At 48.5% G+C, this 17,935-nt stretch carries 14 protein-coding genes and 1 pseudogene; 7 read left to right on the forward strand and 8 right to left on the reverse strand.

Translation table 11 applies throughout. The annotated features are described in order from the left end of the window. Window positions 1-471, reverse strand: a pseudogene (locus DXZ20_RS13380) (hypothetical protein); the annotation flags it as partial. A gap of 102 nt (window positions 472-573) precedes the next feature. Between DXZ20_RS13380 and carA the strand changes: the two are divergent. The 5 genes from carA (at window position 574) to DXZ20_RS13405 (ending at window position 4,309) form a co-directional block, all read left to right on the forward strand. Beyond that, window positions 574-1,746: a glutamine-hydrolyzing carbamoyl-phosphate synthase small subunit gene (gene carA, locus DXZ20_RS13385; RefSeq protein WP_163698677.1), complete on the forward strand. Its 1,173-nt coding sequence runs from the start codon at window positions 574-576 to the stop codon at window positions 1,744-1,746. A 201-nt stretch (window positions 1,747-1,947) separates the two neighbouring features. Next, window positions 1,948-2,286 carry an STAS domain-containing protein gene (locus DXZ20_RS13390; RefSeq protein WP_006515003.1) on the forward strand — a complete coding sequence of 113 codons (339 nt, stop codon included), beginning with the start codon at window positions 1,948-1,950 and terminating at the stop codon, window positions 2,284-2,286. A gap of 81 nt (window positions 2,287-2,367) precedes the next feature. Next, a complete protein-coding gene (locus DXZ20_RS13395) occupies window positions 2,368-2,832 on the forward strand; it encodes a Mini-ribonuclease 3 (RefSeq protein WP_163665435.1) in 465 nt (154 codons plus the stop codon). Between the two features lie 164 nt (window positions 2,833-2,996). Further along, window positions 2,997-3,977 carry a 23S rRNA (guanosine(2251)-2'-O)-methyltransferase RlmB gene (rlmB, locus tag DXZ20_RS13400; RefSeq protein WP_163665437.1) on the forward strand — a complete coding sequence of 327 codons (981 nt, stop codon included), beginning with the start codon at window positions 2,997-2,999 and terminating at the stop codon, window positions 3,975-3,977. 65 nt (window positions 3,978-4,042) lie between these two features. Then, window positions 4,043-4,309, forward strand: a complete 267-nt coding sequence (locus DXZ20_RS13405; RefSeq protein ID WP_163665439.1) for a DUF1816 domain-containing protein — start codon at window positions 4,043-4,045, stop codon at window positions 4,307-4,309. Between the two features lie 170 nt (window positions 4,310-4,479). Here the strand turns inward: DXZ20_RS13405 and DXZ20_RS13410 are convergent, their stop codons facing one another. The 4 genes from DXZ20_RS13410 to DXZ20_RS13425 form a co-directional block, all read right to left on the reverse strand. Further along, a complete protein-coding gene (locus DXZ20_RS13410; RefSeq protein WP_163698679.1) occupies window positions 4,480-5,292 on the reverse strand; it encodes an alpha/beta fold hydrolase in 813 nt (270 codons plus the stop codon). A gap of 13 nt (window positions 5,293-5,305) precedes the next feature. Continuing rightward, a complete protein-coding gene (msrB, locus tag DXZ20_RS13415; protein ID WP_163665443.1) occupies window positions 5,306-5,710 on the reverse strand; it encodes a peptide-methionine (R)-S-oxide reductase MsrB in 405 nt (134 codons plus the stop codon). 56 nt (window positions 5,711-5,766) lie between these two features. Next, a complete protein-coding gene (locus DXZ20_RS13420; RefSeq protein ID WP_163665445.1) occupies window positions 5,767-7,953 on the reverse strand; it encodes a CHASE2 domain-containing protein in 2,187 nt (728 codons plus the stop codon). Between the two features lie 142 nt (window positions 7,954-8,095). Continuing rightward, the gene (locus DXZ20_RS13425) at window positions 8,096-10,342 is read right to left on the reverse strand and encodes a hybrid sensor histidine kinase/response regulator (protein ID WP_163698681.1); all 2,247 of its coding nucleotides are present in this window, start codon (window positions 10,340-10,342) and stop codon (window positions 8,096-8,098) included. Between the two features lie 960 nt (window positions 10,343-11,302). Between DXZ20_RS13425 and DXZ20_RS13430 the strand changes: the two genes are divergently transcribed. Continuing rightward, window positions 11,303-11,692: an ArsR/SmtB family transcription factor gene (locus DXZ20_RS13430; RefSeq protein ID WP_006515011.1), complete on the forward strand. Its 390-nt coding sequence runs from the start codon at window positions 11,303-11,305 to the stop codon at window positions 11,690-11,692. A gap of 110 nt (window positions 11,693-11,802) precedes the next feature. On the opposite strand, the gene DXZ20_RS13435 is transcribed toward DXZ20_RS13430, so the two are convergent. From DXZ20_RS13435 to mnmA, 3 genes are read right to left on the reverse strand one after another with little or no spacing between them, the layout of a single operon-like run. Next, complete coding sequence (locus DXZ20_RS13435; protein WP_163698683.1) at window positions 11,803-13,929, reverse strand: caspase family protein; 2,127 nt, start codon at window positions 13,927-13,929, stop codon at window positions 11,803-11,805. 27 nt (window positions 13,930-13,956) lie between these two features. After that, the gene (gene sat / locus DXZ20_RS13440) at window positions 13,957-15,123 is read right to left on the reverse strand and encodes a sulfate adenylyltransferase (protein ID WP_163665452.1); all 1,167 of its coding nucleotides are present in this window, start codon (window positions 15,121-15,123) and stop codon (window positions 13,957-13,959) included. 30 nt (window positions 15,124-15,153) lie between these two features. Then, complete coding sequence (gene mnmA / locus DXZ20_RS13445) at window positions 15,154-16,227, reverse strand: tRNA 2-thiouridine(34) synthase MnmA (RefSeq protein WP_163698684.1); 1,074 nt, start codon at window positions 16,225-16,227, stop codon at window positions 15,154-15,156. A 162-nt stretch (window positions 16,228-16,389) separates the two neighbouring features. On the opposite strand from mnmA, the gene DXZ20_RS13450 reads away from it, so the two are divergent. Continuing rightward, window positions 16,390-17,935: NAD(P)H-hydrate dehydratase (locus DXZ20_RS13450; protein ID WP_250565751.1), on the forward strand; the 1,546-nt coding region annotated here is incomplete at its 3' end.

Raw genomic sequence — 17,935 nt, forward strand, 5'->3', positions numbered from 1 at the left:
GGCTGGGGGTTGCTTGAGATCGGCCAAACGCTGCTTTGCCTGGGCTAAATTACGCTCATAGTCTTTCAGTTTAGTTTGGGCAACTGCATAGTTTTGCTCGCCTGCCGGTACGTCCTGAAGTTTTTGAACTGCCTGCTCCCAACGGCCAACGATTAAATCCCAATCATCTGGAGATGTGGCCTGCTGACCTAATTTAAAAGCACTAGATGCCAGGTTAATGGCATCTTGATAGGCTGTGGATAGTTCCGCTGCGCTCGCTGGAACAGTTGCAGCATTAGCGGCATCAGGTTCAATACCAGCCTTATTATTAGTTTCATCGGACTCCACCGAAGCACTCATTTGAACCGGGACGGAGGCTGTTTCCCTCTCTGTTCTCTCTAAAGTGTCGGTTGATACTGGACTAATCTGACAGGCCGCTAGGGTCCCTAGACAGAGAATTTGAAGAATTCTGATGCATTTTTTCTCAAGCATTGTTCAAAAGTTCCCCATGGCCTCTAGGATGGTACGGGTCCCCATCATGTTCCAACGTGTTCTGGGTGGGAAGGCACCGCGTTTATTTCCCTGTTGTAACCCATGTCTATTTTTTCCACTAGCTCACAACCAGCCCTATTAGTATTAGCTGACGGGTCAGTTTTTCGTGGCTGGTCCTTTGGAGCCACCGGTACAGTAGTGGGCGAAATTGTCTTCAATACAGGCATGACAGGGTATCAAGAAGTATTGACCGACCCTAGCTATCGCGGACAAATTGTCACCTTCACTTACCCGGAATTGGGCAATACCGGAATTAATAATGAGGACGATGAATCAGCGACTCCTCAGGTGAATGGTGCGATCGCAAAAAATATTTGTGAGTGTCCTAGCAACTGGCGCTCCACCACATCTCTACCTGACCACCTAAAACAGCACAACATTCCAGGCATTTATGGCATCGATACCCGTGCCCTCACCCGCAAACTACGAACGGTAGGTGCCATGAATGGAGCAATCTCCAGTGAAATTCTTGACCCTGAACGGTTACTACAGCAACTTGAACTCATCCCCAGTATGGAAGGGTTAAATCTGGTAAAGGAGGTGAGCACCACCGAAGTTTATGAATGGACAGAGCCCACAGATACCCATTGGGAATTTACATCTACCACATCTACCGCCCATGATAGAACGGCTACACCCCTGACGGTGGTCGCCATTGATTTTGGCATCAAACGTAATATCCTGCGCCGCTTAGCCAGCCATGGCTGTCGCGTCATCGTAGTCCCTATTGATACAGAGCCAGAAGAGATTCTTAAGCATAAACCCGACGGTATTTTCCTGTCTAACGGACCAGGCGATCCGGCAGCTGTAGAATCTGCTCCAGCTCTAGTCAAAGCACTGTTAGATAGCGAGTTGCCCACCTTTGGCATCTGTATGGGACACCAGATCCTAGGGCTATCCCTTGGCGCAAAAACCTTCAAACTCAAATTTGGACATCGAGGTTTAAATCAACCCTGTGGTCTCACCCAAAAGGTAGAAATTACAAGTCAGAATCATGGTTTTGCCATCAATGCTGATACAATTCCAGCCACAGAGGTTGAAGTAACCCACTTGAATCTCAATGATCAGACTGTCGCTGGTCTACAGCACAAAACCTTGCCCATCTTTTCAGTGCAGTATCATCCAGAGGCCAGTCCCGGACCCCATGACGCAGATTATTTATTTGAAAAATTCGTTACCCTTATGCTTGATCATCGCAGCAATGGTGTAGGGTAATCTATATTTTCCATTAAGTGACAGAAAAGCCCCAGATGAGTCCGAAATTAGCCCTCGGTTAACCCTGGATAAGTGCATTTACGTTTCACTTAATTTCCTTGCAGTCGGAAAGATCCTGACCTAAAATTAAACGTCTGATTTTGCCGTATCTATTGCCTTTAGGAGGTTATTATCGCTGAGTCGCTGACCCTAACCGTAAGTTTGAGAGGCACCCGTGATGTTAGGGGGAAATGTCAAATATTTCGCCTCACTGGTCTATTAGATGCATTTTCAGAACCCACATTTCGTAAGGTTCTGAATCGGTACATTGAAGAAGGCCCCACCCATATTATCCTCGACCTATCGGCGATTGATTTTGTCGACAGTTCGGGCCTAGGTGCCCTAGTGCAGCTGGTGAAAAAAGCAAAGGGTGAAAGCGGTAGTGTTCAAGTGGTAACGAATGCTCGCGTTACTCAGACGGTAAAGCTTGTCCGTCTGGAACAGTTTCTTTCGTTACAGCCCAACGTTGACACTGCCCTTGAGAATCTCAAGGATTCTTGATCGCAACCGTGGGCTCGATTTGGAACGCCATAGACCCATGGCGTGCTTACTCATTAGAGTGTTTAAGCGCGGGAGGTTTTGATGGACAGTCATGATGGCGCTAACGACATCAAGGTCCCGCTACCTACTTCAAGTCAACTGACAGAGATATTCTCACCGGGTGCTCTCCAGTTCCAGCAGGTGCAGTCTGTCCCACCGATAGCCTTGGCCTACATCGGTGATGCTGTGTTCGAGCTCTATGTTCGTATGCAGTTTTTATGGCCACCCCAGCGGATACAGATGTTTCATCAGCAGGTGGTAAGCCAGGTAAAGGCTGAACAGCAGGCTGCCTATCTTGAACAGTTAACGCCTCACTTACGCGATGTGGAAGCTGACATTGTTCGACGGGGACGCAATGCTACGTCTAAAGCCCCAAGACGTTTGTCAGCAAAAATATATCGACAGTCAACTGCATTCGAAGCCCTGGTTGGCTATCTCTACATCACTGACCAACCTCGGCTATGTGAGTTACTCAAGAACTTAAGCGTTACCTCTACTCTCCAGTAGTCTCTCAACGTGAAAAGCTACGAAACTCACGCTCCTAAGGCAATTGCCTTAGGAGCATCTATCCCTTGCCAGTTCCTCTATAGCCCCAATCCCCACGCCCTATTCCCCACTCCCCCAAACAACAACTAAGCGGTATGATGTGACTCCGCTTCTACTCCTAACCCATGGTTAAACCGTCGTCCGATCGGCCACGTCCGGCCAAAGGCAAATCTCGTCCTCAGCGGAAGGGACATGCTAAACCATCCTTTAAGCAGACATCCAGCAAGCCATTTAAAAAGCGACGACCCGGTCCTAAGGATGCATCAGGGCGACCACCCAAGCCTCGTTCCACCCCCCCAGCAGAGACCTTGCAAGAGGAACGCCCAGATTTAGTATACGGACGTCATTCAGTAGAAGCTGCGATCGCAAATGAGCGTCCCATCAATCGGCTGTGGGTCAATGCCAGACTCGTATTTGATGCTCGCTTTCGCCCGCTAATCCTAGATGCCAAAGCCAACGGTGCCGTCGTCGATGAGGTCAATACCCAACGGCTTAACCAGCTCACCCAGGGGGCAAATCATCAGGGCATTGTGGCGCAAATTGCGTCCCACAGCTACATTGAGCTGGATGACCTGGTGGCCAAAGCCAAAGCCGCCTGCCGTCAACCAGTCATTGTTGCGGCTGATAGCATTACCGATCCCCATAATTTAGGAGCCATTATTCGCACAGCTGAAGCATTAGGTGCCCAGGGTGTGGTCATTCCCCAACGACGCGCCGTGGGGATCACGCCAACGGTCGCAAAGGTTGCCGCCGGGGCCTTGGAAACATTACCCGTTGCCAGAGTTATTAACCTGGGACGTGCTTTAGAACAACTTAAAGATGCAGGGTTTTGGGTGTATGGAACAGCTGCTGAAGCAGGGCAAGCAGTCCATACAACCCAGTTTGATCGCCCGATAGTGCTAGCCATCGGTGCAGAGGGTCCGGGTCTCAGCCTATCGATTCAAAATCTTTGCGATGTTTTAGTCTCTGTCCCTCTAGCTGGCAAAACTCCCAGTTTGAATGCTTCAGTCGCAACAGGTATGGTGCTGTATGAGATTTATCGACAGCGATGGTTAGAAAAATTACCGACTATTAATCTTGGCGGGGATCAAAATCACACTGTATAAATGTTATAAGCGCAATTTTAGGCTGCTCGTAAGCTGGATTTTTAATAACAACAGGTACTCATTTTATGAAAAGCTTTTTGAGTAATCTTTTTAGCTCATTTTCAAAGCCTTGGTGGGTTGAGATTTCCACGTCCCAACCTCGCTGTCTTTATTATTTTGGTCCATTTGATACAGAACGTGAGGCAACCCAATATCAAGGGGGTTACATTGAAGATCTAGAGCAAGAAGGGGCACAACAAATTGACGTTGCCATTAAGTGCTGTGCCGAACCCGCACACTTGACGGTGGAATATACGGAGCCTAGCAATGTAACTCCCGTTTATAACAACTAGCGGGTTAGGCTAAAAAAACTACAAGAAATTTGCTCAGTAGGTTTTGACAAAAGGTGTTTGGAGCAGTAACCAAACACCTTTTGTTGTTAGTCAAAATATTCTGACATATGAGGGAACGAGCCTTTTTGTTCAAAATAACAGCGCCATCCGCGATTCAGGTATAGCGTTCGTCAAGCCTGCCAAAATTCATGGGTTTGCAGCCATTGACCAATGTCGTTACACAGCTGCGGTCCTATTTCCCAAGGCATTAAATGGGCAACATTATCGTACAAACGACATTCGCAATTCGGCAAGATAACGGCTGTTTCCTGGCTAGACTCTGGCGTGATGTGCACATCATTAGCCGCGGCTAGCATCAGGCAAGGTTGAGAAATGCGGTGTAATTCTCCCAAACGGTTATACCCTTGCCTCAGCGCGGTGTTTAAAGCTCGATTTGCCAAGGTCGATGTCTGGATAAAGGCGGGTGTGCCTTCCCTAGCGAGATATCGATAGGCCTGAGCACTATGCTGGGAGATCAAATAGCGAAACAGTGAGCGTTGACCAAAGGTGGAGATATTCCATGACCAGCCTGGAATTAACCAGTTAATTACCCCCGCAATCCCTGTCAGTAGGTTATCTTGCCAGCTAATGGATGGATGACGACCCGCTGGTCTGGCGGCAGTACTCACTAAAACTAAACCGGCAATTTGTGCAGGATGTTTCAGGGCTAACTCCATGGCCAAGATACCGCCAAGGGACCATCCCAACAACAAACAGGGCTGATCCAGACGGTCTAGCAGCACCGATAAATCATCCAGGTGCTGCTCCATGGTAAAGGGTTGGGTGGCACGGCTGCGACCATAACCACGCAAATCTGGTGCAATAATCTGAAAATGAGGCGATAGATAGTCCGCAAACACTGACATACAGCGCCCCGTGCCGGGATGGCCATGGAGGCACACGATGGGCATGCCCCGACCACAATAGTCAACCGCTAACTCCATAAACAAAGGGAAACTAGGCGTTTTCCTTCGGCACAAAATCAAGGGCGGCTGAGTTCATACAGTAGCGCTCTCCAGTGGGCTGAGGTCCATCGGAGAAAACGTGACCCAGGTGGGCGTCACACACAGCACATAGCACTTCGGTGCGCACCATAAAGAGACTAAAGTCACGCTTTGTGGCAACATTTTCGGCCTTACTGGCAGCCCAAAAACTAGGCCAACCTGTACCAGAATCGTACTTGGTTTCAGACGAGAAGAGTTCGGCCCCGCAGCAGACGCAGTTGTAGATACCGGCTGCTTTGTTGTCGTGATACTTACCGGTAAACGCTCGCTCTGTACCGTGCTTGCGAGCCACTTGATATTGCTCGGGGGTGAGCTGTGCTTGCCATTCTGCGTCTGTTTTTTGAATTTTCTCCACCATGTTTTTACTCAGAAAGTCGGTTACAGCTACTCATTGATCCTAACGCAGATTCCGGTCTATCTTAAGCGGGGATATCGCTGGCGATAACGACGATAGGCTAAGAGGCTGCCACTGGCGACAGTAAAAGCTGCTAAGGGCGCAACAACTGGCACCCAGGCATTGGTTAAAAAGAACAGAACCGTTGTTCCTGCGATCGCAACTACCCCAATGCCATAGGCGAGCAGTAAATAACGTCGCTTACGCAATTGCCAGGTAAGCCAACTGCCGCCGCTGGCCCAAACAATAATCCAGGCAATTTCTGCACCGTCCGGCCAGGCCCAGGGCAGTGGGTAATCATCTAAAACAGCACTTAAAAACTGACTGACCATGTGAAGATGCACCTCCACCCCTGACATTAAATAATTCTCATCGCTGATATCACTACGCAGGGTATAGGGGGTAAAAAATTTGTCAGTGCTGGTGTAGGCTGTCGTGCCAATCAAAACCACCTTGTTAGTAATCAACTCAGGATCAACCGCATCTGTCAGAATGTCAGTCAATGAAACTCGCTGGGCCAACTGCGTCGGTGAACGATAGGTAATCGGTATTTGATATCCGGCTGCATCCACCGATTGATAGCCACCGAAAGTGGAATTCATTAGCTTGAACCCCGTGTCACCCAGCTTTAAAAACTCATCTTCCCTGTCCCCGGGTGCGGGCTGCAAACCATGCTGCTTTTCTAGATAATGCATGGCCACCAGGAGGCCAAATGATATATGGACCTCGGCGTCTTCGTCAGTGCTGAGGCTGGCATACAAAAGATTACGTCGAATTTTACCGTCCGGATCCAAAGGAAAGTCATTGAAACTCACCTGTTCAGGTCTCAGCTCCGGAGGGGGTGGAATCCTCTCGCCTTGAAAGTCCCCTAACTTGGTAATACCAATAATGTTGTCAGCGGTCAGACTACGAGCCAACGCCGCTCGTCCCTCACCGATGGGGAAATTACGGTGCAGGTCCAAACCAATGGTGGCTGGCTGATGGCTTTGAATAATCTCAAGGGCATCGGCAATTGACTGATCGGACGGACTATCACGCTGCTGATTGTTGAGATCCTGTTCGTTAATCCCAACAAGCAGAATGCGGGGATCGGGGCCTAAATCCCGCTGATAGGCCACCAAACCGTCATATACCTGTAGTTCTAAAGGTACAAAAGCTTGAAGCTGACGAAAACCGAGAATTAGGACACTGGTTACAGCCGTTGCGATCGCAACGGCCCGAATACTCTCCTTGCGGGATGGCTGCCAGACCGTTGCCTGGGGCAAAAACGTCTCTGCCACTGTCAGCTGATCGGCCTTTTCAGCCAATTCATCTAAATGGCCCAGATCGTAGAGTACTTCCGCAACAGATTGATAGCGCTGATAGAAATAATGACGCACCATCTTTTTCAATAAATACTTGAGCCCCGGGCTGATATTGGCATACTCTTCCCAACGCAGCTCCAGGGAAGACATATCATCCGGTAAGTCTGTAGGGGCTCGCCCAGTTAATGCATGGATGGCCGTCATTCCCAAGGCAAAAATGTCACTACTCAAACGCGGCTTACCGGCCAGTTGCTCACTGGGGGTATACCCTTGTGTGCCTACACCGACCGTTAGACTCGTCAATTCACTATTGACCAACTGGGTACGGATTTCTTTGACGGCTCCAAAGTCAATCAGGCACAGCTTATTATCACTCTTACGTCGAATTAGATTATCAGGCTTCAAATCACGATGAATAACGCGATTATCATGGACGAACTTAAGAATCCCTAAGGTTTCCTGTAGTAAGGTAATGATTTGGTCTTCGCTTAGCCGTCCCGCACGACGAATTTCATCTCCCAAAGACTCACCATCAATCAACTCCTGAACCAGATAAAACTCCTGCTGCTCTTCAAAAGAATCTAGTAGTTTAGGAATACAGCTGTGGGTACCTAAACGCCTGAGCGTAGACACTTCCGTATCAAACAGCCGCCGCGCAACCTTGAGGAAAGTGGCATCATTGCTCGCTGGCTTTAACTGTTTAACCACACACTCAGGCGTTTGGGGCTGAAATAAATCCCTAGCCACATAGGTCTGCCCGAAGCCACCTGCCCCCAGCACTCTGACTAATTGATAGCGTTCCTTAAGAACCTGGCCTAGCATCAGCTTTAGCAGCCCCTGAACAGCTTGCTGGAGTAAATCTTCCGCAGCATTCGGATAGTTGCGCGTCCCATTATCCAGCAATTTTGGAGAGTGTACCCAGGCTGAATTATGGAGCCAACAGTATAGACAGTTTACCTGGCATATTCCCCGAAAGCCTAATAACCATACCAGTTCAACTGGCTGTACCTAGGGCAAATAACGATGCCTGGGACAGCCATGCAACCTAACCAGGTAAAGCCTGAATCTTACTGAGCAGCGTTGGTGGATGGATAGGCTTCACCAAGTAATCATCAAAGCCATCCATAGAAAGTTCACCCTCGGCTGCCATATCCTCAGCCTGCATCAACGAAATCACTTTAATTCCGGATGTAGCCACGTAGTGCTTGAGATCATCCACAATATATTGACTATTCCCACTGACTAAATGGTGGTTGAGAATAATGGCTACAGGCTGCAAAATCTCTACCTGGTGGACAATTCGCGACCCTTCGATCACCCAAATTACCTGATAGTTGGCAGCGGTCAATAAATCACAAATTAAACTGGCACTACTTTCATCATCTTCCAGCAGAATAATCCGACCAGTAATCGGTTCAACACTTTGATAGGAGTGAGATGGAACGTCTGGATGCTGTAGCGGAATCCGCACGGTGAACATGGACCCCTTACCCGGTGTGGAAACCACCTGAATTGAGCCATTATGCAGTTCAACAAGTTGTTTAGTGAGCGCTAACCCCAGACCAGCACCAGGATACTGACGCTGACGGGCCGCTTCTAACTGCTTAAATGTTTCAAACAAAACCGCCTGCTGCGCCTCAGGAATACCAATCCCAGTATCTTCCACCTGAAACATGACATTCTGTGGATCACGCCAAACCCGTAAACTAACTCGCCCATTGGCATCGGTAAATTTAACAGCATTACTGAGTAAATTGGCTAAAATTTGACGTATTCGACGTGGATCAGCGCAAAAATTGTCCTCACTTTCCGACAGCCTTAAATTTATTCGTAAATCTACCTCTTTAGACTGAGCCTGTTGCCGAAAACTCTCTAGACTGCTGCGGGCTAAATTAGATAGGGAAAAATTGTTGATCTCAAGGACAGTACGTCCCGCCTCAATTTTAGCGACTTCCAGAATGTCATTGATAATGTCTAATAGCTGTTCTCCACTACTGTGGATGGTGTTGAGATAATCACGTTGACGAGGACTCAACTCTCCAAAAGACCAGCGCAATAAGGTGGCCGACATACCAATAATATAGGTCAATGGCGTCCGGAGCTCATGGCTCATGGTGGCCAAAAATTCACTCTTAGTTTTGATAGCAGCTTCAGCAGCCATCAATGTATCATTAAGGTTCTGGGTTCGGTCCTCAACCTGCGCCTCAAGCATCAGTTTTTGATACTGGAGTTGTTGTTGCAAATCGTTTTGACGAATCGCTATGGCGATATGTTCTGCAACCTTAACCAGAAACTGCCCTTCCCATGGTTGCCAATGGCGCAGCTTTTGAGATGACCTCTCTGACTCACTGGTACACTGATGGGCGATCAATAACCCCCACAATCTATCGCCCAGCCAGATAGGCACTACCAACTGAGATGCGACATTAACGTGTTTGAGTTGTTTGAGCAAACATGGGTGATTTTGATAGTGTTTTTCTATGTTTTCAATCGCGATATACCCTGCTGCCTGAGACATTTGGGCATATCGCTCAGCACAGGACGCATCCGACACACAATGGGCGTCGGAACGATAGAGAACAGACTCCGTAGATGGATGCCCACGTGCCTCGTAGGTAATGCAAGACGAGACATTACCCTCCTTATTCTGCAACAACGACTGTTCAGGTTTGGGAGGGGGATTAGCAACTTGATAAACAAATAACCGGTCAAGACACAACCATTCGCAGACTTCATTTAGAGTTAATTGAATCAAGGATGCCAGTGGTTCTGACTGCTGCAAACGGGTAACAATACGCTGCAGAATAGTAGCCGATGATAGGGACGGATCTGGAGAACGTTGCGCTAGATCACTCACATCCAGCACAAGCTGATTCATTAAGTTAATAAGGTACTGACTCTCAAAGGTATAGGTTTCAGACAATGGCTCTGCGACAGACCGATTTAACCGCTGCTGCAGTTGCCCTATGGTATCTTGACTGGAACCACTCAATCCCTGGACTAGCCAAGGCAGAGATAAAAAACGATCAATCGCCACCGGATCGGTACAAAGGCAAACTAGATAATGATTTACTTCACCAGGTTGAGCTATGAGCAAACCATTAATTTGCCCTACCGAAAACAGCGAAAACTTGGCGATATCAGCTTCCACAGGCAATTGACCATTGTCTAAATCCTGCTCAGAGAGATAATATTCATCGTCTGTCAACAGCCCAGAGAGACTCCTTCGCACCTGTTCAAAAACATGATGCGGTATGCTTTGATACTCTAAGGCTGAGGAGAAACCAGACATAGTTATTGACTATTTGTAAGGGCGATAACCTGGAAACGACTGAAATAGCCACAAAGCAAAGCACACACATCAGGATCTCCTACAATGGTGTTTCCCATAAGCAAATCTGTTCTGACTATTATCATTGTCATAATGCTGTAATACGCTCAGTTATTAACTACTCTCTAAAAAGAGTAAACACCTCCTAACATGGATCAGAAAACATATTTAACCAAGCTGATACTGTTGTGAAAAACAGTGAACATAGTTTTCTAAAAACCATGTTTCTTTAAGCAGGGCTTGCCCCAGAACCTTTAGCTTCTGACAAGCCTAGAAAACATATCACCAGCATTTTAAGGTCCCTCAACTCCTTAACGATAAAACCAGTATTGATCCCTAAAGCTTAAATATCACTAACGTTAGCTGGAAACCAAAAGCATAGTGACGGATTAAAAACCATGGCTACAGACGCAAATAAATGGTCAACAGCCTAACCAAATAAATTATAAAGATTGTCTGGGACAACTATTTTCAATGTTTATTTAATCATTGATTTTTCAATATGCTTACCGAGAGAAAAGCGGTAGATCCAACGACTTCAAGTAATCTCATCCTAACGCTGTCGTTTTGAGTTCTGAGGGAAACCCTATACTTCTTTCATAATTCCAAAACGCTGATACAACCGTGGCAAATGGTTGCCTAGAATTAGAAAACTCTCCCGCATAAGGGAATTAAATAGATCTATAAAATCTTTTTTACGCGACGAGAAAAATATAAAGTCGACTGAAGGGCTACCCCCTCTCCCTAGATCTAAGCAGCTCCTGCCCCCGTTTCATATGCTCAACAGTAGCCGTAGCTAATTTTATTTTTTTAGTGAAAAACTAAATCACTCTATTGCCATTGATGAATATATTGTTACAATACCCATCAAGTTTTGATATGCAGATATGTCTGTTTCCCTAGGGTCTTGGAGGTCCCGCAATGGAACCTATCTCCGCTGAAGTTATTCAGCAGGTGGCCGATTACTTCAGCGTTTTGAGCGAGCCCATGCGGCTCAAAATTTTGAATCTGCTGGGAAGTGGTGAGAAATGCGTGCAGGACCTGGTTGATGTTACCGAAACCAGTCAGGCTAATGTGTCTAAACACCTGAAAGTAATGATGCAGGCAGGCATCCTCACTAGGCGAACCGAAGGCACATCGTCTTTTTATCGGGTATCTGACGATCTGAGTTTTCAGCTGTGCAGCTTGGTTTGCGATCGCATCGCCAGTCGTATCGAAGAACAAGCCAAACATTTTCGTGCCTTTAGCTTCTCCAACCAAGAAGTTAGCAATAACGAGGCGGCTTCAACTGAAGCGGAAGTCACCAGCTAAAGTAATGGTAATGATTAGGCGTTAAACTCACAATTCAAAACTGTTGCCCAACCCGCCATCGACTAAATAATGCTGTAGTGACACCCAACCGTTGCCCAACCCGCCATCGACTAAATAATGCTGTAGTGACACCCAACTGTTGCCCAACGCGCTGCGCTTAAGGTATAGCTATCATCATCGACGTCTTCACCACCACTGATATCATCCAGTAAAGCCTGTACCAGCGGCAGGGCATTATCGCCAAGGGTCACCCGCTGATTACTGGCCGTATTGGCCATGGACAGCAATACTTTCCAACAGTTAGTCAAGGGATTGGTACTACAGACCAGATAGGTTTCAACCCTACCTTCTGAATCATCAACGACCCAGGCATTCTGAGTGGGCAGGCTGGTCGATGTTCCAGGCAATAAGGTCAAAGCAGTCTGTAATGACTCTATGGCATAGGGTTGACCATCACTGGGGGGAAAAAACGCCTGCATCCGATCCTTAGCGTCAAAAGCCAACAACATAGCATATACAGGAGTTGAACCAAAATTCAGGGCTTGGTAACGTAGCTGAGCCCCCTTAGAAAACTCCACCGGGCGATTTTGACGGCTGACAGCATCAGCTAAACGACTTTTCGAAGCCCTACCCGAGGCTTGACGAGTCTCATGCTGGAGTAAGAGTTTTTCAGTCTCCCCTGCTAATAACAGATTCAGCCGAACCGCCAAATGGGACGATGTTTGATTGTCACTCAACCGCAGCAGCTTCATAGCTAGCATGGTTTTGAGCTTAGGCGAAAGACGAGCCACCGCCATTTTGACTGCTTCGTCTTGCTTGGCTAAGGTACCCACCACCAGGGTACGGGTGGGGGTGAACAACCCATACCCCTGCCTCACGACTGGCATAGTGGGTAAATCGCCTCTATCTGCGATTTCTGAGCGAACCTGACCCAACATACAGTCCGCCGGATGGATGTCATCTGTAGAATCGACAAAGGACAGTGCAGCTAGGGCACTGGTGGCATCAACACGCTCAATTCTCTCCAGGCTGGAATCTAGAGCAACAACCAGGGGCAGATCTTTAGGTAAAACCCGCATTGTTTCGTATAGGGGCTGACCCACTGGCCAGGGTTCCCCATCGGGTAATTTGATGCGACTAGACAAACCAGTCTGCGATCGCACCATCACCACCTGCTCATCACTATCTAACTGCCTAGCAAATCCCAACCGTTCGCTGCACTGAACCACATCTGCCGGTAAGCCACCTAACCACAACGTGGCCGAACGCCCTTCAACAGCCATAATCACCGCATCCAAACACGGTAGATCTGCATCACCATAAACAGCATGCTCATCGGCGGTTTGCGTAGTCCAATAAGGTGTCTGATTAGGCACCAGAGGCAAAATGGACTCTTGAGCCCCCCGCATAACAGCCGAAAGCTTAGCCGGTAGTTGGGTGGCCCACAGATAACGGGTAAGACCGTAGGTAAATAAGCCCGCTCCAAAATCAGACCACTGACGTTCAATCACCGGCTGGCCATCACGGGCAGCCATGAGCAAATCACCAGGGAAAAATGAGGGCTCTGCCGCAATTTGCAGCTTTTCCACCTCCGACGTACCATCCATAGATAACGGAGGACAGTACACATCCTCAACCGTCGGTATTATTCGGCGAGAACGCACACGATAGCCACTGGACAACATCTCATCAAGCTGACTATACCCAGCATCTACCACCGTAAATACTTGCTTAGTTTTGAGCTTAGCCAAAATTTGCTTCACCCAGGATACTGGCACATCCCTGGACAGAGGTTGAGCAGCTGTAGGTAAATAGCCATCCACAGGCACCCAAGTTTTAATGCGTTTTTCGCCCAGGGCTAGCTGACTACCACAACCACTGAAGTGAACAACCACAAAATCACTAGTATTCGACGTTTGAGTCAGCTGATAGAGGGCATCTAGAATACCGATCTGGGTTGCTTGGGCATCCACCAACGTAACAATGTTGTTCGGATCAAATCCAAAACGATAAAGCAACAGCTGTCTTTGCAGTTCAACATCTGTCAGACAGCCCTTGAAAGGGTCCACATCTTTTCCTAGAACCCCATTGGGATATTGGTTAATACCAATGAGCAAGGCTAGTTTGCGACGGGAAGGATCTGCCAGTGCCTGCTGCCAGCCTAGAAGCTGGGACTGACTGAGCCCAAAGGCTCCCAAGATGACACCTGTCGCTGACAAAAACTCCCGTCGCTTCACGACCCGATTACTCCATTAGCTTTAGCTTTAGGCATGCATGGCACGAGCCAACTCAGCAGCCACTTCTGGGCGAGAAAATTCCGGGGGGGGAAGCTCGCCACGACGCAACATTTCGCGCACCTTTGTACCCGATAGATGGATACGTTCTTCCTTACTACTGGGACTAGTCTTACTAGTTGCCATAGTACCTGTACGGGTGCAGTAGAAGGCATGTTCAAACTTCATAGGTGTAATTCCCATTTCACCCGGTTCAAACTGATCAAAGATGTGCTGAGCATCGTAAGTGCCGTAGTAATCACCCACTCCAGCATGATCACGCCCCACAATAAAGTGAGTACAACCATAATTCTTACGAATTAAAGCGTGGAAAATTGCCTCGCGAGGACCAGCGTAACGCATAGCCGATGGATTAATTGCCAAAATTACCCGATCTTGCGGAAAATAGCGGTCCATCATGATTTCATAGCACCGCATCCTGACATCTGCTGGAATGTCATCCTTTTTAGTCGCACCGACCAGGGGATGCAAAAACAGACCATCCACAGTTTCTAGAGCACATTTTTGAATGTACTCATGGGCCCGGTGAATAGGGTTACGGGTCTGAAAACCAACCACGGTCTTCCAGCCACGCTCACGAAACATAGCGCGAGAAGCCGCTGGATCAATCTGGTACTTAGGGAATAAAGGATGAGGATCACGCTCTAGTAGCCAGACAGGACCAGCTAAATTAACAGCTCCCTGTTCATAGATAACTTTGACGCCAGGATGCTTATCCTCATCAGTACGATAAACATTAATCGCCTCTTTTTTCTTATCGTAGGTATACTTTTCAGTCAGCTCAAGTACACCAACATAGCGACCCGTCTTATCGTTAAGACGAATCAACATGCCCTCATTGAGGGGAGTAGCGACTTCTTCTGAAACAGAGAGGGTCACAGGTACTGACCAGGGCAGCCCATTGGCCAAACGCATATCAGTTACTACAGGTTCGTAGTCGGCTTTGCCCATGAACCCAGTTAAAGGGCTAAAGCCACCAATGGCGATCATGACTAAGTCCGACAGAGCCCGATCATCTAAAGTAACCTGGGGCAAAAAATCAGCTTTACTTAAAAATTCTGCTTTCTGCTCATCAGATACTAAACGATCGATCAGCGTGCCGCCGTGGGGGGCGATACCATCTTTAGTTAATGTCAAAACGTCCTCTTTTCTTCTATAGAAACTGCGTTAATGTTCATCTTCTGGAACGAACGGTCGAATAAGACCGCCGCCTAGCACCCGATCATCATCGTCGTACCATACCGCAGCCTGTCCCGGAGACACGCTAAACTGAGGCTCTTTGAAGACTAGCTTCACAGAACCATCTGCTAAGGGAAACACGGTGGCAGCTACCGCAGGTGAACGATAACGAATCTGGACTGTCACTGCCATGGGAGAGTCAGGGGCTTGAACCGAAACCCAGTTAACCCGATCGACAGTGCAGTAAGGCTGATGAACACTATCTCGTTCTCCCACAACCACCTGGTTGCGAGCAACGTCCAAAGAAATTACGTAAAGAGGAGCTGGAGCAGCGATGCCCAAACCTTTACGCTGACCGATAGTGTAATTATGAATACCTGTATGCTGACCCAGTACGTTGCCGTTAGTGTCAACAATATCCCCCGTCTTAGGCGCTAGATACTTATCCAAGAAAGCCTGCATAGAGCCATGCTGTTCAATTAAGCATAAGTCTTGACTCTCAGGCTTTTCCGCTGTGTGAAGACCTAATTTTGTCGCCATTTCCCGCGTTTGAACTTTAGTTTGTTCACCGAGGGGAAACTGGGTAGCACTGAGCTGTGCTTGGGTTAAATCATAAAGAAAATAGGACTGATCTTTCTTGCGATCAACCGCACGGCGCAGCTCGTAGCGCCCTGTATCGCTATTATAAGCAATCCGAGCATAGTGGCCCGTGGCAATGGTATCTGCCCCCAGTTCTTGGCGAGCATAATCTAACATAGGGCCAAACTTAACGCTGCGGTTGCACTGGGAGCAGGGTAAGGGCGTTACCCCTCGGCTGTAACCTTCAACCACATAGTTGATGATTTTTTCTTCGAACAGCTCACGGGTATCGACAACGTGATAAGGGATATCCAGCTCTTCACAGAGCTGAGCGGCATCTACCATCCCTTCAGAACAGCATTGCCCTTTACCTTTCATCAACCATAGAGTCAGGCCAATTACATCTTGCCCTTGCTGGTGCAATGTGGCTGCAGCGACCGAACTATCTACGCCCCCAGACAAACCTACAACAACTTTACCCATAGATACCCATAGATGATCGCACTCATCAAAATTGCCAATTCTTAGGCTAACACTCCATTCACAAATACGTGATTACTGGCCATCACTTTTAGCGTTTGAACTCAGGCGGGGGCTATGACCAAGACAATAAAAACTGAGACATTCACTTCAAGACATACAGTCATGAAACCTTCATATCCCGATGAAATGAAAAAACAAGGCAGCAGCCCCCATCGCCATTCATTCTGCGTTACATCTAAACAGATGCAGGCCATTGAGGCTCAGCTCTTTGATTCAGGCTTTCCCGTGGCAGCCCTAATGGAAAAAGTAGCGGGACGCATTGCCGACTATTGGACACAGCACTGGGACCGCTCTTATGAAGTCGGGGTTTTGGTAGGCCCCGGTCACAACGGTGGCGATGCCTTGGTGGTGGCCCGTGAGCTGCACCTGCAAGGCTATGGGGTAAAAATTTATGGTCCTTTTGAGCGATGCAAATCGCTGACCATGGACCATGGTCGTTACTGTCGTAGCTTAGGGATTCCCTGGTACCAAACATGGAGTGAACTGGAGGCTAACCTGGGCCAGCGCTATCGCCTGCTTGATGGTCTGTTTGGATTTGGCCTCAGTCGCCCCATTAGCGAGGAGGTCGCCACAGCGATCACCAGGATTAATCACAGTAATATGCCCGTTGTGAGCATTGATCTCCCGTCTGGCATCCACACCGACAGTGGAGAAGCATTAGGAATAGCTGTTAAAGCGGACATTACCCTCTGCCTGGGACTCTGGAAACGTGCCTGCTTACAGGAAATAGCTCAACCTTATTTGGGACATACGGAGTTGATTGACTTCGACATTCCTTTGGCAAACATTGAAGCTGTGCTGGGGGTTACACCAAAGGTACAGCGTTTAACACCTGGGCGGGCACTGCGGACCTTACCCCTGCAACGGTCTCCTGTGGCCCATAAGTATACTGTGGGGCAACTGTTGGCCATTGCTGGCTCCAGACAATATGCAGGGGCTGCACTGTTGACGGGTCACGGAGCCATGGCCAGTGGTGTGGGCATGGTGACCCTGGTTGTGCCAGAGACTATCCGTCCCTCAATGGTGGCCCAGTTGCCAGGAGCCTTGGTAATTGGAGCGGAGGAAACAGCAACAGGTGAAATAGCCACGCTGCCGCCGTTAGACCTGGACCGCTATGACACCATCGCCTGCGGACCTGGATTGGCTCAGGTTGACTGGCTATCTGACATTTTGGCCAGTTCTCCCCCCCTGCTCTTGGATGCCGATGGGCTCAATAGCACCACGACTGAGCAACTAACAAAACGCCTGGGACCAACTGTGATCACCCCACACCCCGGCGAATTTAGACGACTCTTCCCAGAACTTATTAGCGGTCATGATGGTGCGCTTCAGGCGGCCCAGCAGACTGGAACGATGGTCGTTCTTAAGGGCGCTAAGGTGGCCATTGCCAGCGGCGATCGGTTATGGCTTAACCCCCACAGCACCCCAGCCCTGGCACGGGGAGGCAGTGGGGACGTTTTAACAGGCTTAATGGGGGGGCTAATGGCTCAGAAAATAGCTGATGTCAACCGTGGGCAACGCCAGAAAAGTACCCCGGCAAACTCGACCGATGCTGTTTTAGAGGCTGCTATAGGCGCAGTCTGGTGGCATGCGCAAGCGGGTCTTTATGCTGAGCAACAACGCACGGTTCTAGGGGTGGATCCACTAC

Origin of the sequence: Adonisia turfae CCMR0081 (assembly GCF_011009555.1) — a bacterium.
Taxonomy (GTDB): Bacteria; Cyanobacteriota; Cyanobacteriia; order Phormidesmidales; family Phormidesmidaceae; genus Leptothoe; species Leptothoe turfae.

Bases quoted from the DNA above. Each gene is read 5' to 3' on its own strand.
- carA (WP_163698677.1), top strand. From the start codon at position 574: ATGTCTATTTTTTCCACTAGCTCACAACCAGCCCTATTAGTATTAGCT.
- DXZ20_RS13395 (WP_163665435.1), top strand. From the start codon at position 2,368: ATGGACAGTCATGATGGCGCTAACGACATCAAGGTCCCGCTACCTACT.
- rlmB (WP_163665437.1), top strand. From the start codon at position 2,997: ATGGTTAAACCGTCGTCCGATCGGCCACGTCCGGCCAAAGGCAAATCT.
- DXZ20_RS13405 (WP_163665439.1), top strand. From the start codon at position 4,043: ATGAAAAGCTTTTTGAGTAATCTTTTTAGCTCATTTTCAAAGCCTTGG.
- DXZ20_RS13410 (WP_163698679.1), bottom strand. From the start codon at position 5,292: ATGGAGTTAGCGGTTGACTATTGTGGTCGGGGCATGCCCATCGTGTGC.
- msrB (WP_163665443.1), bottom strand. From the start codon at position 5,710: ATGGTGGAGAAAATTCAAAAAACAGACGCAGAATGGCAAGCACAGCTC.
- DXZ20_RS13425 (WP_163698681.1), bottom strand. From the start codon at position 10,342: ATGTCTGGTTTCTCCTCAGCCTTAGAGTATCAAAGCATACCGCATCAT.
- DXZ20_RS13430 (WP_006515011.1), top strand. From the start codon at position 11,303: ATGGAACCTATCTCCGCTGAAGTTATTCAGCAGGTGGCCGATTACTTC.
- mnmA (WP_163698684.1), bottom strand. From the start codon at position 16,227: ATGGGTAAAGTTGTTGTAGGTTTGTCTGGGGGCGTAGATAGTTCGGTC.